General features: G+C 33.0%; 19 protein-coding genes and 1 pseudogene. 9 read left to right on the forward strand and 11 right to left on the reverse strand.

Translation table 11 applies throughout. The features are described from left to right. Positions 1-25: 25 nt before the first annotated feature. Entirely contained in the window at positions 26-3,283 is a 3,258-nt protein-coding gene (locus tag Q8L85_06375; GenBank protein ID MDP1724311.1) for a hypothetical protein, read from the forward strand. A 350-nt stretch (positions 3,284-3,633) separates the two neighbouring features. Here Q8L85_06375 and Q8L85_06380 read toward each other — a convergent pair. Then, positions 3,634-3,786: pseudogene (locus Q8L85_06380) on the reverse strand (magnesium chelatase domain-containing protein). Positions 3,787-3,983: 197 nt separating this feature from the next. Here Q8L85_06380 and Q8L85_06385 point away from each other — a divergent pair. The 3 genes from Q8L85_06385 to Q8L85_06395 all read left to right on the forward strand — a co-directional run bounded on the left by Q8L85_06385 (position 3,984) and on the right by Q8L85_06395 (position 13,260). After that, positions 3,984-7,490, forward strand: a complete 3,507-nt coding sequence (locus tag Q8L85_06385) for a hypothetical protein (protein ID MDP1724312.1) — start codon at positions 3,984-3,986, stop codon at positions 7,488-7,490. Between the two features lie 473 nt (positions 7,491-7,963). Continuing rightward, on the forward strand, positions 7,964-11,458 hold the full coding sequence (locus tag Q8L85_06390) for a hypothetical protein (GenBank protein MDP1724313.1): 3,495 nt from the start codon (positions 7,964-7,966) through the stop codon (positions 11,456-11,458). Positions 11,459-12,159: 701 nt separating this feature from the next. Then, entirely contained in the window at positions 12,160-13,260 is a 1,101-nt protein-coding gene (locus Q8L85_06395; protein ID MDP1724314.1) for a hypothetical protein, read from the forward strand. Between the two features lie 242 nt (positions 13,261-13,502). Here the strand turns inward: Q8L85_06395 and Q8L85_06400 are convergent, their stop codons facing one another. The 7 genes from Q8L85_06400 to coxB form a co-directional block, all read right to left on the reverse strand. Then, positions 13,503-14,486: an IS630 family transposase gene (locus tag Q8L85_06400; protein MDP1724315.1), complete on the reverse strand. Its 984-nt coding sequence runs from the start codon at positions 14,484-14,486 to the stop codon at positions 13,503-13,505. Positions 14,487-14,751: 265 nt separating this feature from the next. Then, the gene (locus Q8L85_06405) at positions 14,752-15,531 is read right to left on the reverse strand and encodes a DsbA family protein (GenBank protein ID MDP1724316.1); all 780 of its coding nucleotides are present in this window, start codon (positions 15,529-15,531) and stop codon (positions 14,752-14,754) included. A gap of 112 nt (positions 15,532-15,643) precedes the next feature. After that, complete coding sequence (locus Q8L85_06410; GenBank protein MDP1724317.1) at positions 15,644-16,441, reverse strand: cytochrome c oxidase subunit 3; 798 nt, start codon at positions 16,439-16,441, stop codon at positions 15,644-15,646. A 2-nt stretch (positions 16,442-16,443) separates the two neighbouring features. Continuing rightward, complete coding sequence (locus Q8L85_06415) at positions 16,444-17,073, reverse strand: cytochrome c oxidase assembly protein (GenBank protein ID MDP1724318.1); 630 nt, start codon at positions 17,071-17,073, stop codon at positions 16,444-16,446. Between the two features lie 140 nt (positions 17,074-17,213). Next, complete coding sequence (cyoE, locus tag Q8L85_06420; protein ID MDP1724319.1) at positions 17,214-18,122, reverse strand: heme o synthase; 909 nt, start codon at positions 18,120-18,122, stop codon at positions 17,214-17,216. Positions 18,123-18,147: 25 nt separating this feature from the next. Beyond that, on the reverse strand, positions 18,148-19,731 hold the full coding sequence (gene ctaD / locus Q8L85_06425; protein ID MDP1724320.1) for a cytochrome c oxidase subunit I: 1,584 nt from the start codon (positions 19,729-19,731) through the stop codon (positions 18,148-18,150). Between the two features lie 126 nt (positions 19,732-19,857). Next, positions 19,858-20,727: a cytochrome c oxidase subunit II gene (coxB, locus tag Q8L85_06430; protein ID MDP1724321.1), complete on the reverse strand. Its 870-nt coding sequence runs from the start codon at positions 20,725-20,727 to the stop codon at positions 19,858-19,860. Between the two features lie 311 nt (positions 20,728-21,038). Here coxB and Q8L85_06435 point away from each other — a divergent pair, with 311 nt between their 5' ends. The 4 genes from Q8L85_06435 (at position 21,039) to Q8L85_06450 (ending at position 23,511) form a co-directional block, all read left to right on the forward strand. After that, positions 21,039-21,368 (forward strand): hypothetical protein, encoded by a 330-nt coding sequence (locus Q8L85_06435; protein MDP1724322.1) that lies wholly within the window; start codon positions 21,039-21,041, stop codon positions 21,366-21,368. 64 nt (positions 21,369-21,432) lie between these two features. Then, entirely contained in the window at positions 21,433-21,768 is a 336-nt protein-coding gene (locus Q8L85_06440; protein MDP1724323.1) for a hypothetical protein, read from the forward strand. Between the two features lie 181 nt (positions 21,769-21,949). Continuing rightward, positions 21,950-23,296: a M48 family metalloprotease gene (locus Q8L85_06445; protein MDP1724324.1), complete on the forward strand. Its 1,347-nt coding sequence runs from the start codon at positions 21,950-21,952 to the stop codon at positions 23,294-23,296. Continuing rightward, positions 23,293-23,511, forward strand: a complete 219-nt coding sequence (locus Q8L85_06450) for a hypothetical protein (protein MDP1724325.1) — start codon at positions 23,293-23,295, stop codon at positions 23,509-23,511. The genes Q8L85_06445 and Q8L85_06450 overlap by 4 nt, the downstream gene beginning before the upstream one ends. On the opposite strand, the gene Q8L85_06455 is transcribed toward Q8L85_06450, so the two are convergent. Next, entirely contained in the window at positions 23,479-24,204 is a 726-nt protein-coding gene (locus tag Q8L85_06455; protein ID MDP1724326.1) for a hypothetical protein, read from the reverse strand. The genes Q8L85_06450 and Q8L85_06455 overlap by 33 nt on opposite strands. Before the next feature lie 417 nt (positions 24,205-24,621). On the opposite strand from Q8L85_06455, the gene Q8L85_06460 reads away from it, so the two are divergent. Continuing rightward, positions 24,622-25,032, forward strand: a complete 411-nt coding sequence (locus Q8L85_06460; GenBank protein ID MDP1724327.1) for a low affinity iron permease family protein — start codon at positions 24,622-24,624, stop codon at positions 25,030-25,032. A gap of 294 nt (positions 25,033-25,326) precedes the next feature. Here the strand turns inward: Q8L85_06460 and Q8L85_06465 are convergent, their stop codons facing one another. Together Q8L85_06465 and Q8L85_06470 are read right to left on the reverse strand one after the other, a co-directional pair. Next, complete coding sequence (locus Q8L85_06465; GenBank protein ID MDP1724328.1) at positions 25,327-25,539, reverse strand: CsbD family protein; 213 nt, start codon at positions 25,537-25,539, stop codon at positions 25,327-25,329. A 257-nt stretch (positions 25,540-25,796) separates the two neighbouring features. Continuing rightward, a complete protein-coding gene (locus Q8L85_06470) occupies positions 25,797-25,997 on the reverse strand; it encodes a hypothetical protein (GenBank protein ID MDP1724329.1) in 201 nt (66 codons plus the stop codon). Between the last annotated feature and the right edge of the window lie 462 nt (positions 25,998-26,459).

Genomic DNA, 26,459 nt, shown 5'->3' on the forward strand with positions numbered 1-26,459 from the left:
TTTTTTTAAAATTGGAGAAATTTAAATGAGAAACTATTTTTTTATAATTATATTATCATTAATATTTCACACGGATGCCTTTTCAGTTGGAGGTGAAGATGAATTAAATTCCAAAAAAAGAAAAAATATTAAACAAGAAATCATTCAACACATTCAAAGTGTAAGTTTAAATTTTCATTTTGATTTTGATGCTTTTAAACTCTGCAAAGACGATTTTTTTGAAGAAAGCCGTAAAATTCTTCTAGACCCAATTCATCAAATAGACATGATAGTAGCGCTTGTTAAAATTACACAAAACACGAACCTTGATTTAAACGATAGACTGCAATGCCTCGAATTGTTGTTCTCAAGTCGTAAAGAGATATCTTCGAATTCGGACAAAAGATGGTGGAAGAAAAGTGAAGCAGCAGCAGAGGATATGATATCCGCTCAACCCATAAATCTCTATATGTGTTTGTTTGGAAATTTTTCACAATCACTGCAAACTTTTATCAAAAAATCTCTGATTAATAAATTTAATTTTAATTTTAATAATTTTCAGTATATTCACGATTTATTTCAAAACATGAAAGAAGAAAATCGAAATAAAATTGTAAAATTTATCAAAACAATTATGTTCGATGAACAAGATTTTAATTTTTTTATTGATCTATGTAAAGAATTACATTTTTTAAATCCTGACAATTTATTAAAAATAATAGATATCATTGAAGATCCTTTATATACGACGAATGATTGTCTAGATCAATATTTGCTTCAAATATCAGCTATCGTAAATATGAATGTTAAAACAGATATCATTAAGCCTAATTGGCTACGTCAATATTTGTTGCTTCAAACATCTGCTATCCCAAATATGAATACTAAAATTGCGATATATGCTTTTGTTATTTTACAAGAAAACATCAACCAAAATAATTTTCGTACATTATTTGAAGCATTAAAAGATGTTCATGAAGAAAATTTAGAGCAAATGGTAAACATTCTTAAAATGATTCCAGCGACAGCAAAATATACATCTGTTACTGTTTCTAATCCTAATGCTCCGAATCAAGCACTCATTTGCTCTATCATCAAAGCTATTGAATCTATTAAGACAGATAAACGCTATGAGATCGTGGGATATACACTTGATCTATTAGAAAATGATGAAAATAATTCTTTTGGCGAACTAATTGAAATTCTAACTGATATTGATAAAAGTGATAATTATTTAAAAGAAGTAATGGAAAAACTTAAAAATATTAAAGCTCACCTTAAATTGAAACGGGCTCCTTGTATTTTATCAGATTATAATTTAGACATATTATGTATGTTAGACATATCAAGTATGAATGAATCAAATAATAATATCAAAGAGAATATCAATTATTTAGATATATTAAGAATGTATAAATCAAAATATAATTTCAAAGAGCATATCAATTATTTGGAAATTGTTACTAAGTATGTATCCAAAAAAAAATGTAGTGTTAATGAATTGCATAATTCTGGCTTATCTCATTATTTTCTAATAGACAAAAATCATCCTGATAAAAATAATTTTCTAAAAGTAGAGACATTTTTAGAAAATAATTGTGATATAAAAAATTTTTTAGCTACTCTAAATATATTTGAAAATTTTAATGACGAAGAATTCAAAAAATTAACGAATTTGTTTTCATTAGAAAAAATAAAATTGATAGATAGTTTTATTTTTCCAAGTGATTTAAACTTTTTAGATTCTATAAAATCATTTTTAAACGAAGAAAAATTTAAAATTGCTATAAATAATTATAACGATATTTCTAGAAAATTAACTTATCATTTAAATGAACGCAATGATATATTTCATATATTAAATGATGTTTTTTATTTCACAAAAGAGTTTCCAAATGATTTATTTCAAAAAATGATACAAAACATTCCTGGATATAGGTTCGATCCTCATTTTCATGCAAAAAGATCTTATAAAGAATTACTAAATAAAATGTTATATAATTTATATCAAAGATCAGAATTACCAGATAGAAAAAAAATTGAAGATTTTCTTTCTACGTCACTAAAATCTTCAAATGAGAATATGGCGAATGCGGCTTGTTTTTTCGTAATAGAACATTTTGAAGACATGCATATGATCCAAGAGCAGGACCTTGTTCAGTTCGCAATACGTGTGCGAACTTTGTTAGATCAGTCTGAAGATCCCAAAAGCCCATACAAAATTCAACGTAATCTTGAAAATAAAAGACAATCTGAAATCAGTTTTGAAAATTTGCGACACTTTCAATTTATAAAAAGCAATTCCAAAGATTATAAACTTTGTTTGAATCCAAGCTTTTTTAAAAAACTATCTGAAATGCAAGTGGATTTGAGTTCGGCACCTTTTATTGATCCTATGATCATTCAGATGATGCTCAATGTTATTGAAGCCAGATTAAATCCCAATTTGTCAAATCAAATTAAAGCAATAGCTGGAATGAATTTTGTTGATATTAAAGAAGGTGCAACGGGTGAAAATAATTATTTAGAAAATCTTTTAAAATGTGACAATAGCTATATTGCGGCGCAACTTAAATGCATTCTGAACAATTTATCAAAACTGAACGTAGAAGACGGAAATGAGACTGAATTGTCAACTCAAGAAATGGCGATTGTTAAAACCTTTGCATCCATTCTTGAGTGTGGAACAGGAAGAGATGGGGCCATTAACGAGGCTTATTTACAATTAGATAATAAATTTAAGCTTAAAACCCTTTCAAATCATATATTCGATTCTATGGTTATGGATCGAAATCTCGCCACAACACCAAAAGCATGCGAATTTTTATATTCGGCACTTAATGGATTAGTTGAAAATATGTTCTCTGGCACAAATGATTTGATGCTCGAAATTTGCAAAGAGGAGACGATTGAAGAAATCCATGAGCCTGTTCACCAAGGACTATACTTAAGAAATCTTATTGGTAATCTGGTTGGATCCTGGCATAAAGTTAAATTTGATCTAAATGCTGGCCTTTACTACACACCCTTACTTGCTTTATCGCGGCAAGAAGCTTTGGAATTATTTTATAAACATGCGCACACTTCTTTAAAGAACCTTATTACAATCATACAAGCAAAGATTAACAATCAAATCAACACACTTGACGGGGCAGCTCTTTATAACGAGCTCTTTAAATTGTTGAATGAAGATAAAACAAGCTTTGAACTTGATGAAAATGATGCGCCTGTGATTACTCGTGATGGCACGATTAAAGTGTTGGTTCAGATTGGCGCTCTTGAAGAGGATAATAGATTGTTCTAAATATAGCAAAATAACTCGAATTGAAACATCGTCGCGCCTCGCTCATGTATATAAGGATACACTTCGCTCGTTGTTCCTTGTCTGAATTTCAAGTTATTTAACTATACGTGATCTGATTTGAGAGACGCTTGATCGTCTTTTTGCAAGGGCTTTGCCAGATAATGTTCTGGAACTTCCCATCTGTTAAGCGACTGAGAAGAGTATATCCGGTGGGGGATGTTGCATTTACTTCCCTCAGGCAATCCCCCATGATATCGATACCAACTAAAAAAGACCATGTTCTTTTAAAAAAGGGTTTAAGACTAAAGCTAATTTTTCTTCTCGAGGCATCAAATCATGTGATTCAACTGTGCCGTTCTTACTCGTTCGCGGGATTCACCGACAGCTTTATCGGGAAGCGCCACTATGGTGAAGGCTGGCAAGCCAGGGGTAAAGCTAACTTAGACATCGATGTTTAAGACATCAATCCCCTGAAAGGCGATGGTTGAAATTCGAGCGACCATTCGGTTGCGACTCCCTAAATATTTTTATCAATTGTTCAAACAAATTAGATCATTTTATTTTTTTCAAATACTTATGTTTTGATTGAACATTAATGTATTGCTTGCCGTATATATAATAATAAAGTTGACAAAAAATGTTTTTTATTGTAAATTAAAGTAATTATTATTACATTTTTGTTCAGATTGTGAGTGTTAAATTGAAAAAAATATTTTTTGTACTTATTGTATCGTTTCTGGTGCAATCAAATGCTTTTTCAGCAGGAAATGAAATCGAATCGGAGTCTTTGAAAAGAAAAAGAGATGAAATAGGAGAGGATTCATTTCTGATGGAGAATTCTGTAAATAAAAAACACCTAAACATAAAAAATAAAATTATTCATGATTTAGAATATAATACTTTTGATTTGAGTGATTATTCAATTTTTTTTGATGATTTTTATGAGGAAGGCAGCAAAACGCTTCTAGATCCAGATTTGATGTACAGAATGCAAGAAGAACTCATTAAAGCTTCTCAAAACAATTGTTTTTCTGTTCGCGATAGATATAGATGTGCAAAGCTATTGTTTCTAAGTACAGCAAAGGATTTTTTTGATCCAAACCAAGTACATTTAGCACATCACGCAGCTGGAATAACGGCTATTGAAGAAATTTCACAATCTTGTCCAATTGATATTCTAGAAAGTATTCTCGAGGAAAAAAATTCTGAGTTAGTTTCATTCGTTTTACAAAAAATAAAAAATCATTTTGTTTATAAATTTTGCAAATCAAAAGACTTTTTTTTAGAAGATGTTTTGCCAGAGCTGAGAGAGGATCTTGCTGCAATTTTTATGGGATCGGAATTTTTGAAATTAGATTCTTTTATACAAAGTTTTACCAACGCAGATTATTCAGATGCACGTCATGGAAGTAAATCAAAATTATGTTCTTTTATTAAATTTTATTTTGGTGAAGATCCTGAAATATTTGATTATTTTGATTTATTCAAAGTAAATGACTCTCAGAACTCAATCTTTTTTTCCCTTAAAGCTATACATGAATCTGCTATTCGTTATGGACTTCCTAATCTTGTATATTCCCGAGATTTAATTATAGATCGACTGAGTAAAATAGATCCAAAAGACAGATTGATAATGACGAATTATGCAACTTCAATTTTAGAAAAAGAAATAAATTCTGAAAATATTGTTTTTTTGTTAGATCATTTAAGGCATTGTTCGATTTCAATATTGCCAGATGTTGTAAAGTTTTTGGGGAAATTTTCTTGGAATGGATTCCCAACTTATAATACTAGTGGGTATGCATATGATTTTTCTAGAGAATTTTTAAAAATGATTCATCATATCAATAAAAATATTAAAAAATTTGAAAGTTTTTCAAAACTTTTAGAAAAATTAAATGTAAAGAATAAACATATTAAAATTCCTGTTGATTTATATCAAAAAATTTATTTTGAAAATGATGATTGTAGTGAAAAATTTATAAATTTTTGCAATAAAGATAATGATATTCTAAGTTTTTTATTTGATCAAAGCAGTTATTATTGGGACACTTTATTAAAAAATCCTCATCATTATGAAATGATTAAAGCTTTTGAATATTTAGTTTCTTGGAGTAATAGATATGAAGAGGAAGATATTTTTTCTATTATTAATGATCCAATCAAAGATCTTACCAAGGATAAACTTAAAAATATAGCTGACACAATGAAGAAAATAGCAAAAAACGTAATGGGCAATAAAATGCAATCAATTTTTTTAGGTAATTTTAATAGAGATCTTCTTCTTTGTTATTCTGAAACTAAAGAAATTAATGCTGAAGAATATTTCAAAAAAGTAAATGAATTTATGTTGTTTTTAAAAAATAATATTAATGCAAAGAGTAAGCATGATTTTTCAAATGTTTTAATATATTTGCAATCCAAATCAAATATATTGTTTATGAGCGATGAAGAAAAACTCTGTAATTTTTCAAGAATAAATCTCAATATAAAAGATTTAACAATTTCAGATTTTCTGAAATTTTTTAATATTTTTGAAAATTTTAATGATAAAGAATACAAACAATTTCTAGATATATTTTCTTTGGATGAAATAAAAAATATACCTTATTTATATATACCAAGGTTCGCAGATTTTATTAAATTTTTAATGAAAAATTTTTCAAATCATAAAATTAAAACAATAATAGAAAATATGGGTGAATATTTTGAAGCTATGAATTTCAGCTATACAGATATTAGTGACTTTGAGTTATTAAAGAAAATCATTTATTTTGCGGATACATTACCTGATTCCTTGTTTGATGCATTTGCTAAGGATATAACAGATATCGCCATTAACGTGTGTAGCAAAAAAAATAAACAAAACAATTATTCAGATGTAATTTATTACACATTAGAGTATTTTTACAAACCTTTGGATAGTGAATACAATGAAGAGCTAATTAAATTTTTATATAAAACAATTCAATCTTCTGATGAATTATTGGTTTCGGGTGTAAGTCGTTTTATAAATACTTATTGTGAATCGATGGGGATGACTGCTGAGTCTGAATTTGTTCAACTTTCAATTCGTGTCGGAATTCTCTTAGATCAATCTGATGATCCCAAAAGCCCATACAAGGTTCACCGCGACTTAGAAAATAAAAGGAAATCTGAAATTAATTTTGAGTGTCTTCGTCAATTTCAGTTCGTAAAAGGTGATTCTAGGGAATATCAAATATCCTTGAATCCAGGTTTTTTCAAAAAATTATCGGAAATTCAAGTCGATTTGGATTCGGCGCCTCATATCGCCCCTAGCATTATTGGCGATATGTTTGATAGCATTAAATCTAGGTTGAATGCTGATATTTCCAGTGAGATTGAAACGATAACGGAAATGACTTTTGAGAATCTAAAAGCAGCTGCAACGGGTCAAGATAATTATTTAGAAAATCTTTTGAAATGCGAGAATAGTTATATTGCTGCGCAGTTTAAATGCATTTTGAACAATTTATCAATGCTTAATGGGGAAGATGGACGCGAGACTAAATTATCAACTCAAGAAATGGCAATTGTTAAAACTTTTGCATCCATTCTTGAATGTGGAACAGGAAGAGATGGGGCAATTAACGAGGCTTATTTACAATTGGATAATGAATTCAAGTTGAAAAACCTCACAAATAATGTATTTGATTCTATCGTGATGGATCGAAATTTGGCTCCAACCTCAAAAGCATGCGAATTTTTGTATGTGACGCTTAACGGCTTAGTTGAAAATATGTTCTCTGGCACAAATGATTTGATGCTCGAAATTTCTCAGGAAGAAGCAATTGAAGATATCTCCCAAGCCGTTCATCAAGGACTTTATTTAAGAAACCTTATTGGAGATTTAGTTGGATCCTGGCATAGGGTTAAATTTGATATAAATGCGGGGCTTTTCTACGAATCTTTACTCGCTTTATCACGGCAAGAGGCTTTAGATCTGTTTTATAAACATGCACATACTTCTTTAAAGGATCTTATCACAATCATACACTCAAAGATTAATAATCAAATCAACACACTTGAGGGAGCCGTTCTTTATAACGAGCTCTTTAAATTGTTGAATGAAGATAAAAACAGCTTTGAACTCGATGAAAATGATGCACCTGTTATTACACTTGATGGCACGATTAAAGTGTTGGTCAAAATTGGCGCTTTAGAGCAAAATAATAGATTGTTTTAATCTATAGGCGTTATTTTATTAGATCATCGTTTTTCTAGGGCTTTGTCCCAGATAATTTTCTGGGACTTTAGGCCTGTTAAGTGTTTAAGAAGAGCATAGCCAGTGGGTGATGTCACATTTAGTTCCATCAGATAACCCCCTATTAACAAATTGATTAAATTAAGTGTATTAAAAATAATATATTACATATTATTGACAATATTTTTCAAAATCATCAGTTTTAACCGCTTTATATTGATTCAGTTATATAAACATATACTTTGTAATTCTTTTCTAAACTCAAAATAAATGTGTTTGGTTATAAAAAATTTCAAATAATTAGGTTAAAATTATTTACAACACAAAATAAAATAAATTATATTTAGATTTACATTAAGTATAACGTCATTTATTAAAGAATTGTTGAAATAATTTTTATTTTATGATAATATCTTTAATTATTATTGTTTTATTATTATAATGTAGGGTTTAAAATGAAAAAAACGCTTTTTGTACTTATTACATCATTATTGTTTCAATCTAACGCTTTTTCAGGTGGCAACACTGGCCTCAAAAGAGACAGAGCTGGTGATGCTGCAACTGTAACATTAGAAGAAATACACAAAAAACAGAGAACTGTTAAAAATCAAATCATTCAAGATATTGAATGTCGTCAATTAAATTTAAATGATTATGAATCGTGTTTAGGTGAATTTTTTGAAGAAAGCATGAAGCTTCTTTTGGATATAGATCAAATGGATCTAATGCAGGAAGCACTTTTAAAAATTGCACGGGATCCAAAAATTGATACCCTAATTAGATATAATTGTGCAAAACTTTTGTATTCAAGTACAGCAAAAGATGTTTTTGATCCAAATCAAGTAGATTTAGCGCATCGTGCGGCTGGGATTTCTGCGATTGAAGAGATTTCGCGCTCCCATCCAATTGATATTCTGGAAAATATCCACGAGGAAGAAAATTATGCGTTAACTTTACTGGTTTTGCAAAAAGTAAAAGATCATTTTGCTTATAAATTTTGTAAATCAAAAGGTTTGTTTGAAGAGGGTTTGCCAGAGGGGGCAAATGAGGTTGCTGTAATTCTTAGAGAAAATTTTAACACATTCGGTACAAATTTTTGTATAACTCAAGACGATTTAAGATTAGACCTATTTATAAAAAGCTTAAAAAATCGATTAGATTGTAAAAAAATATGTTCTTTTATTAAATATTATTTTGGAAATGATCCTGATTTATTTATTTATTTTGATTTCTTCAAGGGTAATGATTGGCTTTCAATCTATGTTTCCCTTGAAGCTATTCAGGAATATGCCCTTCGCCTTGGGTTTAAGGCGCTAGCAGATCTGCGAGATCAAATTGTAATCCACCTTAAAAATATAAAGCCCGAGGCACGACTTAAAATTATCAATCAAATTCAATCTATTCCTGAAAATAGAATGAATTTACATGCTATGCTCTTTTTGTTGGGCCGGTTAGGACATTGCGATAATGATAAACTACCCCATCTGACAGAATTCCTAGGAAGATTTTCATGGAATGAATTAAGATTTGAAGATACAAGAGATTTAGGCATCGTAACAGATTTTCATGTTTGTTTTAAAAAAATGATCCAAAATATTAATAGACAAGATATTAAGGATTTTGAATTTTTTGTTGAATGTTTTGATGAATTAAAAATATTCGATATAAATATTAAAAAAGTTGTTAATTTTTACAATCAAATTTATTCACGTTATGCCTCGGTAGGCTTTAGAAATGCTATGCAAAAATTTAAAGAATCCAAAGAGTTATTTGTTTATTCTCTTAATCTGGATATAGATACACATATAGATAAACTTATAGTTGGAGCAACACTATCCTGGTTTTTAGATAATTTTAATTATTATGTTTTACATAAAAAATTTTCACCCTTTATTGATTGGCGTGAAGTGGATGAATTTTCTTCTGTTGGAGAATTTTTTAAAGCTGCAACAGAAATGAGCAAGGACAATGTTGAAAACATAATAGAAACAATGAAATACATACAATCTATTTGTCAAAATATATTGGGAAAAGAAAAATTATTTAAGTTATGTAACACTAGGCTTTTTATTTTTCCTTTATTTTTTGAAAATATTAAAGTTAAGGAATATTTGCAAAAAATGAAAAAATTGATTGACTTTTTATGCAATCAATTTGGAGGAATAGATGTGGATGATTTGTATAGAATAGCAAATTATTTTGATTTTAAAACAAATAAATCGTTTGCAAATAAAACAGATGAAGTAATTAAAATTATAAAAGATGATTTGAATGTTAAGAATTTTTTAATATTTAGCAATATATTAGAAAATTTTAATGATGAAGAATATCAACAATTTCTAAATATATTTTCCGTTGATGAAATAAAAGAAATTGAACATTTATGTGATTCACACATCACAGATTTTATCAAATTCATAATGCCAAAATTTAAGAATAATAAAAATAAAATAATCATAAAAAACATTAAATATTATCTTTTAAATAATTTTTACAAAAGAAGTGAAGAATTAGAATTGTTGAAAAAAGTAATTTTTTTTGCAAATAGTTTGCCTGATTCTTTATTTGAGCCGTTTGTAAAAAATGCAATGGATTTAGTAAGATTTAGCAATAATTATTCTCGTTTGATTCGCTTTACTCTTAAAGAGATATATGAAAAATCCGACGAAAAAACAAAAAAAGAATTAAATCAATTTTTACGTGATGCTATTCATTTGCCTGATGAGAATATTGCGCTTGGCGCTTCTTATTTCGTAACAAAAGAATTTGAGGTTATAGGGCTTACTGAAGAAGACGAGTTTGTGCAGCAGGCTATACGTGTGCGCATTTTATTAGATCAGTCTGACGATCCTAAAAATCCTTATAAAATTTATCGCGACCTTGAAAATAAAAGAATATCTGAAATCAGTTTTGAAAATTTAAGACAATTTCAATTTATAAAGGGTAATTTCAAAGATTATAAACTTTCTTTGAATCCAAGCTTTTTTAAAAAATTATCTGAAATGCAAGTGGATTTGAGTTCGGCACCTTTTATTGATCCTATGATCATTCAAGTGATGCTTAATGTTATTGAAGCCAGATTAAATCCGAATTTATTGAATCAGATTCAAACCATAACGAAAATGAGTTTTGCGGATATAAAAATAGGTGCAACGGATGAAAATAATTATTTAGAAAATCTTTTAAAATGCGGCAATAGCTATATTGCGGCGCAACTTAAATGCATTCTCAATAAGTTATCAAAGCTTGAAGCAAAAGACGGAAGTGAGACTGAATTATCGACTCAAGAAATGGCGATTCTTAAAACCCTTGCATCAATTCTTAACTGCACCACAGGAAGGGATGGTGCGATTAACGAGGCTTATTTGCAATTAGACAATGAATTCAAGCTTAAAACTTTGTCAAATGACATATTTGATTCTATGGCGATGAATCGCAACCTAGCCACAACACCAAAAGCATGCGAATTTCTGTATGCGACACTCAATGGCTTGGTTGAAAATATGTTCTCTGGCACAAATGATTTAATGCTCGAAATTTCTCAGGAGGGGTTAATTAAAAATATCTCACAGCCTGTTCATCAAGGGCTCTATTTAAGAAATCTTATTGGTGATCTAGTTGGATCCTGGCACAAGGTTAAATTTGATCTAAATGCTGGCCTTTACTACACACCCTTACTCGATTTATCACGTCAAGAAGCTTTAGAATTATTTTATAAACATGCACATGCTTCTTTAAAGGACCTTATTACTATCATACAAGCAAAGATTAACAATCAAATCAACACACTTGACGGGGCAACACTTTATACCGAGCTCTTTCATCTCTTGGGCGAAGATCCAGACGATTTTGAGCTAGATGAAAAAGATGCGCCTGTGATTACTCTTGATGGGACGGTTAAAGCGTTGGTTAAGATTGGCGCTTTGGAACAAGATGATAGATTGTTCTAAATATAGTCAAATAACTCGAATTAATCAATCTACGGGACAAAAATTTAGTTTCAGTGGGTAACCTGTCAACAAATCAGCTGTTTTCCTGAACCAATGAGAGCCCAAAAGGCTCGGATGCGGATTCAGGATCCAAAATGAGATACTTGCTCGAAGAGCATGGCTCTATTATATAAAACATGTCATGATCTTCGATCATGATTGTTAATTAGACCCTGAATCTGTGCTCGAAGCTTCGCTTCTCGCCTGTTCAGGGAAACGGCTGGATACTTGGCAGATTTTAGCCAAAGTTATTTTTTATCCCGTAGATTGATAATCGATAGACACTGGAAGGATACACCGTCACGCCTTACTCATGTATATAAGGATACACTTCGCTCGTTGTTCCTTGTCTGCGTCTCAAGTCTATCGACTATACCACTCTTGTTTCAAACTGTGGAGGTCGTGAGATTTCGGGATTCAGCATACTCATGTAAAAGAAGGTACACTCCGCGTGCCTCACCACTCATCTTTCTACCCACAATTTGAAACATTTTGGGTATATTCATAAAAAATAATTTTTTTAATATTATGGTTGAATATTCTGTGGATTCATTAATTTTCATAGCTTTTGCAATTTAATATTCGTAAAACAAAAAAAATTGATTTTTATTATTATTTATTTTATAATTAATTTTAATATTAATTAATAATGGATATATGAGATGATAAAACAAAATTACTTAACAGATGTAATTATTAAAAAATTACTATTAATAATTCTAAGCTTGACGTTATTATGTCAATCGATTGATTCTTTTGCAGTTAATTGGCCTGTTGTTACTATCAATAACCCAAACGACGATCAGATTGATAGTAATAAATCTTTATTAAACAACAATACCAACAATAATGATGCGAAGATTATTAATGCTGATCATGAAAATCAAGATCCGATCATTGCATCGGGGCGCTTTCCTTTTTCAGCATTTCATGAAGAAATAGTTCAAAAATTTATTCAAAAAGGGCTGTTAAACAATCCAGCAAAAATTATAAACATTAAGGAAGACATACTTACACAAGAAGTTGTTGGTCTTATTTATGTGGAAGATTTAAATTTGAAAAAAATAATAAAATTATATAAAACTAATACATCGTGCAATCCAAAAAATATAATTAATGATTTAAATTTTGTTAACAAAATTAATTTTTTGGCTTTAAAAAATAATCTGAAAATACCAAACTTAATTGTTTCATCTGCAGAGATTCAAGTTTTAGATAACATGAAAGCAGAAATTCAAACTTTGGCAAAAGGCAAATCACTTCAAGATACTAGCATTCTTGATATGCATGATGAAGATGTAAAAGAAATGTTTGAAAATATTGGCTTCCAAATGGGCAATTTGGATCGCTTGGTTAATGAGAATGGATTACCGTTTGTAGTGCATCCTGATGGGCATATAGGCAATTTATTTTATGACCCTATCACAAAAGAATTTTCTTGGATTGACATTGCTTATATTAGTACTGCAGGCAATAGGTACGGCATGGATGGGTCACTTTTTTATAATCAGTTTGGTATTAACTTACTAAAACCATCGGATCAATTGCAGGGGTCACTTGAGCCAAGATTGTTTACCAAGCCCACACCAATGGCTGCCTTGATTGTTAAAAGCTTAGGCGTGGGTTACATTGCTGCTTACGAAGAGGGATGGTGTCATTATGCCCGAGAAGTAAAGACAAGCGAGCTATATCAATATTTAGAGGATCCTAATAATAACGCTCAAGAAATTGATTTATGGATAAATTACCCTGGTTTAGAGTGAATGAATTGATTGATTTTAAAGGCAAGCCATGGATCTAAAGAAGTTTAATTTTTATTTAGACATCTATACCCAAATGGTCTGAAACTACAGTTTTTAGTCGATGACCTTTGGTTGCTTTTTGAGACAAAAATTTCTAACGTAAATCAATTACTTGTCGTAATTTTTGGCATCAAAAATGATCTCAAATCTCATGTCTAAAAAATCGGCATTTCCAAATTATTTGGGTATATACTTATTTAAACTCAAAGTACCGATTTTAAAGTCTGGAAATTATCATTAATCCTATCAACCATATCGCCTGCTATTGTATGCCATGTAATTTTAAAAAAGTTCATAATTGATGTACGAAACTCCTTAGCTGATGCAAAAAATTTATTATTACGAACATGCTCGTTCATGACTTTCCATAAGCGCTCAATCGAATTCAAATTTGGAATGTAAGGGGGCAAATAGTGCAAAGTTATGCCATAATCTTTGGCAACCTCCTGTGTTGCAAGGCTTGTATTGTATGGGTCACGATCTAAAATCAAGTGAATTTTAGGTGCATCTGGGTATTTTAATTTCAATTTTTTAAAATGCTCACTGACCGCAATACTATTGATGATTGTTTCATATGGATCAATAATAACATCCATGGTTTCTAAATTCAAGGATTCCATCATATTTACCCGTGTTCGTAATGCTGTCGTTGAAATGGGTTTCTCAATAGCTGTGCGTATCCAACCGTAACTAACTTTTGTTGCCAATATTAGGTGTACGCCATCACCAAACTCAATAGGTTCATTTTCAGGCGTATTTCTCATTAATTCAGTGTACTTTTTAATAAATTTTTTTTGTTCTTCAGCATTAGCTTTTGCAGGCGTTTCTTTTGGTTTTTTATATGAAAATCTATGCAAATGCATCCAAGACGTCATGCCTGCAATTGTATATTTTACTTTGTATTTTTTCTCTACATACGAACAAATTTCTAAAATTGTTGTATATAAATTATCTTCAAGATGCTTTATTAATTCCTCTGATTGAACTGAATCTAATTTGCTTTCTGACCCACCACTTTCAAGTGTTAGTTTCTTTTCTTCAATATATTCAGTTATATGACGACTAACCGTCTCATCGTCTATTAATAGAGCTTCTGCTATTTTTAGATACGTCCATCCCATGTCGCTCAATATTATTGCTTTGATTCGATCTTTTACACGAGCATTCTTTTCAGTTCGGTGCTGCAACTTTAACCTTGATCGTAATTCTTCTGTTAAAAAATTTTTTATATCAATGGCATAGCTTTTTTTGCTTTGTTTTCGTACACTTTAATTCACGAGGGGTATAGTAGTAAAAATGGACTGTTTAGCAAAAACAGTCCAAATTACTCATTTATAGTCGATAGACATTGGAACGATCATCGCCACGACTTACTCATGTATATAAGGATCACTTCGCTCGTTGTTCCTTCTCTACTTCTCAAGTCTATCGACTATAACGATTCAAATCGTCTTAGGCTTGAACACGCTTGTCGCGCATTTTTTTAACCAAGATTTCAAGTTCTTCTTTTTCAAGAACGCCTGTTAAAACTTCTTCTTCACCTTTAGGCCCAATAACAAAAGAAGGCGTTCCTCTAACTTCCAAAGTTCTTGCAATTTTAAGATTTTCAGCAATCAAATGATCAACATCTGCACTTCCAATATCATTTTTAAGTTGATCTGTATTAAGACCACAGGTTAGTGCAAGCTTTAAAACATCATCTTTGGAAACGGGGTCTGATGAAGCCATCATTGCTTCTGAAAACTTGAATTGCTTTTCACTTCCTTGCTTAAGGGCTGCAAGCGATGCTTTAGATGCATAAATAGAATCTGGACCTAAAACAGGATATTCTTTATAAACAATTCGAATATTTTTATCTATATCCGCCAACTCGTTTAATATTTTATGTGCAATTTTACAATGTCCACATCGATAATCTTGAAACATAACAATTGTTACGTCACCCTGGGGATTGCCACCAATAGGATCACCATTTCGCTCGTAAATAGATTGCCTGTAACTTGAAATAACTTCAGCAAGTTTTGTTTTTTTCTCATCAAGCTTTTTTTGCTTCACGATTGTCTTTGCTTCATCCACAATTTCAGGACTTTTTTTTGTTAAAAGCTCTTTAACAATTTTTTCGACATCATCTTTTGTAAGAGATGTTTCCTCTGCAAAGCAAGGTGAAAGAAATAAACTTGCTGCAAAAGCCAACACAATTTTTTTTCTACTAAAGGGACAAGAAGACATCATAAATCCTTCATCATAAATTTTGATTCACCTAAGTCTATCGACAATAAACGTTTTTGTCAAAACCGCTTATTGTAGGACATTATAAAATCCACAAAAGGGAAAAGCACATTAATTAATGTGCGCCGCCCCACCAGTAGATTGAGACAAAAAGGAACAACCACACAACGTCGACAAAATGCCAATACCAAGAAGCTGCTTCAAACCCAATGTGTTTTTCTGACGTAAACTGACCTTTAGCTGCCCTAAAATAGCACACAGCTAAAAAGATCGTTCCAATCAACACATGAAAACCATGAAAGCCTGTCGCCATATAAAAAGTTGACGCATAAATCCCATCGGCAAATTTGAAACTTGCATGTGAATATTCATAAGCTTGAACGAATAAGAAGATAATTCCTAAAACAACAGTAAGCCCAATCCCTTTAACCGTATCATCCTTATTGCCTTCGCGAATAGAATAATGCGCCCAAGTCACTGTACAACCTGACAGCAAAAGAATAAGTGTATTCAAAAAGGGAAGCTCAAAAGGATCAAGCGTTTTAATCGTTTTAGGGGGCCACGTAAACTCAATCGCTTCTTTTGGAAAAAGACTCGCATCAAAAAATGCCCAAAAGAAAGCAGCAAAAAACATGACTTCCGAGACAATAAACAATAACATACCCATACGAAGTCCGTGCGAAACTTCTTCTGTATGCGCTTTATCATGAATGCCTTCTTTAATAACATCCCGCCACCAAAGCCATGATGTCAAAAGCAAAAAGCCTAAACCTACTAAAGACAACCATAATACTTGGTGATGCATATATAATAGACCACCAAACAGCATTGCACCCGCCGAAAAAGCAGCCATTATAGGCCAAGGACTTGGTGTAATAATATGATATGGATGTTTATGCGTTGCGTGTTCCATGATTAGGACTCCCTCTTTCCTAAATTTAGTTGATCTCCGATACCCTCACGGTGAAGGCCTATCACATCCTTCGGATCTGCTTTAGATGAAAAAAAAGTATAAGATAATGTAATGGTTTCAATTTCTTTCATGTGACGATCACGATCAAGGTCAGGACTTATAAAAAAAGTAACGGGCATGTTCTTTGTTTCACCAGGCGCTATATATTGATCCGTAAAACAAAAACACTCAATTTTATTAAAATATTTACCAGCCTTAAGTGGTGTCACATTATAAGTCGCAATACCTACCAAAGGCTCATTCGTTAAATTTTGAACCTTATAATAAGCAACACCTGTTTCACCAATATGCAATTTTAACTCAAGTTGTTGGGGCTTAAAAGCCCAAGGCAAATTTGGATCAACATCAGAATTAAAACGAATGTTAATTTCTCGGTCTAAAACAACACTCGATGGCAGAATTGCCGTTTGTGTTGTCCCGCCATAACCCGTCACTTTACAAAAAATTTGATACAAAGGCACAGAAGCAAAAGTAAGCATCACCATTCCGCTAAACAAAAGCAAAAGAGAGAAAAGAAATTTCTTATTCTTTCTTGCTTGTTGATCTGCTGAACTTAATAAAAGGTCACTCACCTAAAACCACCCAAACGTGTGACAGTAATCACATAAAACAGGATAGCTAAAGCAAAAATACCTAAGCCTATCGCTATGTTTTTTTTACTTCTTTTCGTATTTTTCATTGGTTTTGTCATTTTATATCTCACTCTGGTTCATTAAATAGGTCTATGATCTAGCATAAGCAGCAAAAAAATGGCAAATAAATACAAAATCGAAAAACCAAACATACGTGGCGCCAATTTTTGTGCAGGATCCTTATAAACTTTATATCCAAGATATAAAAATACGAGATTTAAATAAGACACAATTGCCAAATAAGGAAGCCCAACAACATTCAAAAAATAAGGTGCAAGCGTCACAGGAATAAGCAGCAATGTATAGGAAATCATTTGCTTTTTAGTATGCAAATCACCTTTAACGACAGGCATCATCGGCACACCCGCTTTTTGGTAATCCTTACATTTATACAATGCCAACGCCCAGAAATGAGGTGGCGTCCATAAAAAGATGATCAAAAACAAGACAACCGGCATCAAAGTAATGTCACCAGTGACGGCAGCCCAAGAAATCATAGGAGGAAAAGCACCTGCAGCACCACCAATCACAATGTTTTGAGGGGTTGTTCGTTTCAACCACATTGTATAAATGAAGACGTAAAAACCAATAGTCACTGCCAATATAAGACCTGAAAGCAAATTAACGCATAAAGCCAAAATAGCAATCGATAAAACCGCTAAAAACACGCCAAAAGCAAGAGCATCTTGAGGTGCTACGCGTTTTGCAGGCAACGCACGATTTTGTGTACGCACCATAAGACGATCAATATCACGATCATACCAATTATTGATAATAGCAGATGCCCCTGCCCCCAACGAAATACACAAAATCGTTGTAAATCCAAGAACAGGATGAATATGACCAGGTGCTATCATAAGCCCTACAAGGCTTGTGAAAATCACAAGACTCATGACGCGTGGTTTCATCAATGCAATAAAATCCTTGAGCTCAGAGGTGTTACCCTCTGACGTCATTTCATTTGGCACTACAATATTTGCTGTTCTCATGTTTGAGCTCATTCGGTATTACCAATCAACTAATCTTAGGTTGCTCTTCAAAACAATGATATGGCGCTGGCGACGGAATCGTCCATTCCAATGTCGTTGCACCTACACCCCATGGATTCGCTTCAGCTTTTTTACCTTTTATCAACGTATAAATAACGATGAAAATAAAGAACAAAGCGGATATACCTGACAAATAAGCACCCATTGATACGATATGATTCCAAGGCGTAAAAGCATCTGGGTAATCAGGTACACGACGCGGCATACCAGCAAGACCTAAGAAATGCATAGGGAAGAAAGTCAAATTAACACCAATAAAAGTCATGTAAAAATGAATTTTACCTAAAAGCTCTGGATATTGACGTCCCGACATTTTCCCAAACCAATAATAAAAACCTGCAAACATCGCAAAAAGCGCGCCCAAGGATAATACATAGTGGAAATGACCAACGACATAATAAGTATCATGCAACACAACATCGATCCCAGCATTTGCAAGCACAACACCGGTTACACCACCCATTGTAAACAAGAACACAAAACCCATCGCGTAAAGCATTGGCGTTTTAAATTCAATGGATCCGCCCCACATTGTTGCAATCCAACTGAAAATTTTAATACCTGTTGGAACCGCAATAATCAATGTCGCAAGTGAGAAATAAGCACGCACCGTTACATCAAGACCAACGGTAAACATATGATGCGCCCAAACGACGAAGCCAATAGCACCAATACCCACCATCGCATAAACCATGCCTAAATAACCAAAAATTGGCTTCTTCGCAAATGTTGAGATCACATGACTGATAATACCAAAAGCAGGTAAAATCATAATGTAAACTTCTGGATGACCAAAGAACCAAAAAAGATGTTGGAACAGAAGAGGATCACCACCACCAGCTGGCGCAAAAAACGATGTAGCAAAATTACGATCCGTCAACAACATCGTAATACCACCACCCAAAACAGGGATCGTTAACACAAGCAAGAAAGCAGTGACTAACATCGACCATACAAAAAGCGGCATTTTATGAAGCGTCATACCAGGTGCACGCATATTAAAAATAGTTGTAATAAAGTTAATAGCGCCCAAAACAGACGAAGCCCCTGCTAAATGCAATGAAAAAATCGCCATATCAACAGCCATACCAGGCTGATAAACAGAGTCAGATAAAGGGGGATAAACCGTCCAACCAGTTCCTGCTCCTCCATCGACAAAAGCAGAAGCGGCCAAAAGCAGTAAAGATGGGATCATAAGCCAAAAACTAATATTATTGAGTCTTGGAAAAGCCATATCAGGCGCCCCAATCATCAATGGGACAAACCAATTTCCAAAACCACCAATTAAAGCCGGCATCACAACAAAAAACACCATGATCAAGCCATGAGCCGTCATCACCACATTATAAAATTGACGATCCGCAAGTATGGTTCCACCGGGCTGTTGCAATTGCATACGAATCAATATTGAAAAAAGACCGCCAACGACAGCAGCTACAATTGCAAGAGCAATATAAAGCGTTCCGATATCTTTATGATTCGTTGAAAACAACCAACGTTTCCAAAAACTTGGCACATGATCATGATGAACTGCGCTTACTTGTGACATTCTATTCCCCTACTAAATCACGATTAATTGATATAAACAGCCCATCACATAGGTAAATTTATATCACGTCTAAGCATTCTTATACTTATAAGTACATTCAGCTGCACTCACCTCTCCTAGATTGCCTTATAATTTAGGCACTGAAGATGATGCAGATAAAGCATTAGAACTGATTGAAGCGAGCTTGACAGGCTCATCCACTACAATAGAAGCATGTTTATCTTTTGATTGCGCAACCCATGCATTAAATTTTTCTTTCGAAACGGCTTCCACAGAAATAGGCATAAACCCATGATCAACGCCACACAATTCTGAACATTGGCCATAATAAACGCCTTCTTTTTCGATATTAACCCATGTTTCATTCAGACGTCCGGGCACTGTATCTGTTTTAACCCCAAAACTAGGTACTGACCAAGAATGCAATACATCACCAGAGGTCAAAATAACGCGAACATTTGTATTAATCGGCAACATAACGCGATTATCAACGTCAAGCAATCGCATTTGCCCTGATTTTAAATCGGCATCTTGAATGAGACGACTTTCAAAATTGATATTCCCATGATCTGGATATTCATAAGACCAATACCATTGATGTCCTGTCACTTTTAAAGTCATTTCGGCATTCGGCGTTTTGTCACTAAAATAAATAAGTTTAGCGCCTGGAACCATTATAAAAAGAACAATAATCGAAGGAATAGCCGTCCAAACAATCTCTAAAAATGTATTATGAGTAAAGCTTGATGGCACAGGATTCTTTTTTGAATTAAAACGGAAAATCACAACAATCAACAAAAATGTTACGAGAGCCGCTATGACCAACAACACGATCATTAAAAGATTATGAAATGAAACAATACGATGAGCAACAGGCGTTACAGGATCCTGAAGCAGCATTTGCCAACGATGCGGTTTATCCGCCCATAAGGATGGGTTGAGACCAATAATTGAAAGAAGCCCGATTAAAAATCGTTTACCCCAATCTGCACGCATGAGACACACCTATTTTTTTTATACATATTTATACAGTGTAACATCTTTAGTTTTTTACTCTAGAAGCAAAAACAAACGCTACAGCATTCTTTGTATATGAAAATACGCCTGTCACATCAGAAATTCAATATATCATCGTGTTATTCAAATTAACTTTTAAATGCTGTTGCGAAAGGGGATCATGTTGACTAAAATCGTAAACTATATCTTGTGCAGTAAACGTTTTTCAAATTTTCAATAATATTGCAGTAAATATTAATAATTATGTAGTATAATTATAGTGTAGGGTAGTGTTAACAAGGAAAGCTGAAATGGTTAAGGGTACTGCGTTGATGTTTTTTTTGTTTTTGTCAAACTTAGGCGCCACGAATTTGCTTTTTGGTTATAGTGTGAATGATTTTGGCATAATATATATTGGAGGTAAGTCGATGTCCTCTTCACCAGCGACAACTGGCACGACTTCTGTTCCCTCGACACGTTATTCAACACAACCGTATGGAGGTGGAGTCTATTTGCCTTTTCAATATCGTGGTGGTAGTCCCTTAACGCATTATCTCGAAAAACGGATGGAAAAAAAGCAGACAAAAAAACAGATTAGAAAAAGGAATAACGATTTACTCAGATTGTTTGGCATTCCATAATTTGTTTTAAGCTGAACAATAGAATATAGCTTTAATAAAAGAATAAAATAGGAGATTTAATAAAATGTGGAAAATATGCAGTTTGTCTTTTCTTTTGTTTTTACAGAATGTTATTATTTCTGGATTTTCTTATGCAGAAAACTCAAGTAACTTTGGGTTAACTTATGTTGGCGGCAAATCAATGAATTCTTCTCCGGCAACAACTGGAACTACTTCTGTACCACCCACGCGGTATTCCACACCCACAATTCGATCTGTACCACAAACCAGATACGCAACACCCTCAATTTCAATGCAACATTGGGAAATCATGGAACGTCAAAGACAAAAAAGAGAACGCAAACGTGCAAATAGAGAAAGAAACGAATCATTACTAAGGATGTTAGGGATTCTTCCCTGACACGCCATCCTTGTTCCAAAAATCATAAAAAAACCAGCGGCATTGATAAAATGCAAGACTAAGACCTGAATTATTTTCTTCTTGATTAATTTGTGGTAGAAGTAATTATATCTTACTCCCTATACTCAAATTATTTAAAACGCAGGTTTAAAAAAAGAGTATAAAACACAAGGGCATAAAAATGCGCATCCTTTCAATGCTTATTCTTTTATTAACATCTTTCAATAATGTCAATGCACGCGGCAATGGCATGTCACTCATTCGAGATTCAGAAATTGAAGATATTCTTAAATCTTATGCCAAACCTATTTTAGAGGCTGCACATTTAGATCCAAAAGCCTTACGCATTTTCATTGTAGATAGCAAAGATATAAACGCTTTTGTAGCTGGCGGCCAAAATCTTTTTATTCACACAGGTCTTATCCAAAAATCAAAACATCCGGCTGAACTTATTGGTGTTATGGCGCATGAAATTGGTCATATAGCAGGTGGTCATTTAACCCGTTTTGATGCTGAAATTGATCGCGCAAGCAGAACAAGCCTTGCTGGACTTTTAGTGGGTGCTGCAGCGGCCCTTGCTACAAAAGATCCATCAGCACTTGCCGTTGGCGGTATGGCTGGTATGGGTATGGCACAGCGTGGTTTTTTAAGATTCTCGCGCACACAAGAAGCATCAGCCGATCAAGCAGCAATTCTTTTTCTTGAAAAATCAGGGCAATCGCCACAAGGCCTTTACGATATGTTCAAAACCCTTAATCATCAAATAGCCATTTCAACGTCCATTCAGGATCCTTATCTTTTAAGCCATCCGATGACAGATGAACGTATGCGACACATTGAAAATGCATGCACACATTCCCCACATCGCGCAAAAAATCTTTCACCTGAGATTTTAAATGCACATAAAAGATTAACAGCCAAATTAAATGGCCATTTAGATAGCCCCAACAAAAATCTGCGTCATTATAAAGAGGGCGACCAATCCATTGAGTCACGCTATGGGCGTGCTATTGCCTATTACAAGAAGATTGAAACACCTAAAGCCATCAGCATTCTCGATACACTTATCAATGATTATCCTGAAGATCCTTTTTTTCATGAGCTTAAAGGACAAATCTTATTTGAAGCTGGAAAAACACAGGAAGCCCTGCCCTGCTATCAAAAAGCACTCTCTTTAAAACCCGATGCAAGCCTTATGCACATTAGCCTTGCTCAAATTGAACTTGCACTCCCTAACCCTAAATTAGCTGAAATTTCTGCGCATCTTGAAAAAGCACTTATTACAGAACCTGAAAATACTTTTGGTTGGGAGCTTCTTGCAACAGCCTATGGCCAAAATGGGGATATTGGGATGGCTGCCTACGCTTTGGCTGAGAAAAACATGTCCATCGGAAACATAGATGATGCTATGCAACAGGTTTTACGTTCTGAAAAACTTATTCAAAATAAACATCAAATACGTCAAAAACTTCAAGACATTCGTCAAGAAATCGAGTATATTCGTTCGAAAAAAGGGATATTTGGATGATGCGTTTATTATTTACCATTTTATTTTTAGGATTGTCACTTAGCGCTTGTGGCAAAAAAGGAAAGCTTGTTCAACCAGGCCCCATTGGCAGTTACCCTAAGTCGTATCCGTCATTACCCAAAAGCTTTGAACCCATTCAAAAAATGGACGAAAAAGAAAATAATAAATTATCGACCTTAGATTCAGAAAAAGCCCATACTTTGCAAAATAATTAACATTTTATTAAGCTCAAAATGTTGTGTTGTTTCATCAGCAAATAATCTTGCCAAAATTTGATCTAACGATAAAAGTTGTTGCGTAAATTCCGTTAGAGAAGCTCGTTGTACCTTTAACCCATCCAAATGCTCTTGTAGAGCGTTAGACATAACATAAGATTCATCATAAATTATGTCGTCAGAATATCCATATTCAAATAAATAAGGTGTTTGCTCAATACTCTGAATCTGCGCGTCCAAAGATTTTAACGTTGAAGTAGGGTCTTCTTCATCATACCCTAACATAGCACTCAATCCAGCTTTCATATTTGCAATAACGGCCCCCACAACAAATAAATCATTGTCGTTGTATTTCAATTGATCTATACAAAAATCTTTTGAAGAACCATCATTCCTTTTAAAAAGAATCGCATACCTTTCATCAACATCAGCTATAATAACTGTAAAACCTTCCGATAAGTCAGCATTGAAATTCTCAAAAAAACCATTATTGCTGCAATACCAAAGTCCTGAAGGTAATGGTGATCCATCATCATTCAAAATTAAATCTGATAAATCAAAATAATTTGGATAGTCGGGATGATAAATTTCCTTATTGAAAATTTTCTGCATAATCGCTGACTCATTAATGATAAGAGCTTCAGTTTTAGACACACAAAAAGTTGCAAGTAGCACAAAAAATAAAACACGCATTTGAAAAACCCAAAATTTATAATTAGCTTAAGACATACATTATACAATGATTAAAAGTCAATTCATAGATTTTGAACACAGAATTTTAGAATGATATTCTTTTAAAATAGAAAAATGTACAATATTCTTACTTTTTGAAGGCCATCCAATAAACAAAGCAGATGATTTTAATTTTACCACTACAATGATTATTTGACTTTAGATCTATCTACACTAAAATAAAATGATCGCCAAGCCCTCCCTCCTACGCCCCGCGGCAAAACCCACGGTGTCCATGGGTCAAAAGTGCAATGTAAGTCTTTGTCAGATTTCTAAAGTTTTATGGATCCTGCGGGTTTTGCCGCGGGACGTAGGAAGAGAGATCTTTAAAACTCTCACTCCCTCTTGGGCAGTTACAAACATAACGAGGAAAACATAATGAAAATAATGAAGATTTTTTCTAATTTTGCACGTAAATGTGCGCTTTTGGCCGGTCATCCTGTAACTTTCATTTCCTCCGTTTGCATTATCATTGCTTGGGTGCTTCTTGGTCCTATTTTCAATTATTCTGATACATGGCAGCTTGTCATCAATACATCAACATCAATCTTGACTTTTCTTATGATCTTTCTAGTACAAAATACTCAAAACCGCGACAACGAAGCTGTTCAAATAAAACTTGATGAGCTCATTCGCTCCCATGAAGGCGCACATAATGCTCTTTTAGACCTTGAAGAGCTTACACAAAAAGAACTTGAAACAATCAAAGAGAAATATGAAAAATTAGCAAAAGAAGCGCGTAAAAACTTAAGAAAAGGCATAGACGATACAAAAACAACTAAGGTTTAAACCTACGCTTATTATCAAAAATAAGCGGCGATATTCATGCAAATACCTTTGCTTTCCTGAACGCGTTGGAGCGACGCTTCATACGCAAATTCAGGGTCCAGAAAGAAATATATGCTCGTAAGAGCATAACTCTATTATATAAAAGCATGTCATGATCTTCGATCATGCTTTTTAACTGGACCCTGAATCCGTGCTCGAAGCTTTGCTTCTCGCCTGTTCAGGGAAACAACTGGGCATTTGGTAAGTTTCGAGTCCTAATTAAATTTTTGTCCCGTAGATTGGTAAAAAGTTAACTTACTTGTTTTTCCAATTATTTTTATCAAAAAAATCTTTAATCTCTTTTTCGGCCTGTTCTTTTTGATAGCCATAATTTTTTTGTAAAGACCCATGCAGTTCTTCGTAAGAACCTTTCATTTGAGCAACTTCATCGTCTGTAATCTTACCCCATTGATTTCTTAATTTTCCTTTGATTTCATGCCAGTATCCTTTAAAAATATCTTCATTCATCTGTCTACTCCCCATGTTTCAAAACAAGCGATTTACCTAAGTAACGCATATTTTGTAATTAACGTATAAATACTTTTTATAAAAAGGCTGCAAAACAAAGATCTACAGCCTTTTTACGATATATAGTCAATAGACATTGGTAGGATACAGTCACGCCTCACTCATGTATATAAGGATACACTTCGCTGGTTGTTCCTTGTCTACTTCTCAATTCTATTGACTATGTTCTAGCGTCGAAAATTAAAAACGCTCAAATTTTATCTAGTGCCTTTTTGTCCACCAGTGCCACTACCTGATCCACCGCTGCCACCACCAGATCCGCCGCCTGATCCACCGCTGCCACCACCAGATCCGCCGCCTGTACCACCACCTGGATTAGTACTTCCTGTTCCACCATGATTTTGTTTTTGATTAGGATCTCTTTGTTGACCTGGATTTTGATTTTGATCTTTACTCACACTTAGTCTCCCATTTATGTTTTTATCATTTGTAGAACAATAGTACATCGATAATAAATTTTAAGCAAATAACGCAACTATATGATAAATAAAACTAATATAATTTTACAAAAACAACATAACAACAAAACATAATTAATTAATATTATTTAATAATTTAAATTAAAAAATAAAAGAAAAATTGTATTTTTTAATACAAACATATAATTATTTTAAAAAAGAACATCTTAAATTTAAACAAGAAAGAGCATAATCGATATCCACAAGAACAGAAAAACATGTTAAGTTTTTAACTGTCTTGAAAAGACTTATTTTTTTATAAAAATTAATACTAAATTAAACAAAAATACTTCAATACCAAAAACATTAAAATGAATACTATAGTAGGAACTCATACACATACTTATTTGGCGCACAAAACAAGTACGCTAAACAATAAAATGCTAAGTAGCTAAAGACAAT

This window comes from Alphaproteobacteria bacterium, from assembly GCA_030680745.1.
In the GTDB taxonomy this organism is placed as follows: domain Bacteria; phylum Pseudomonadota; class Alphaproteobacteria; order JAUXUR01; family JAUXUR01; genus JAUXUR01.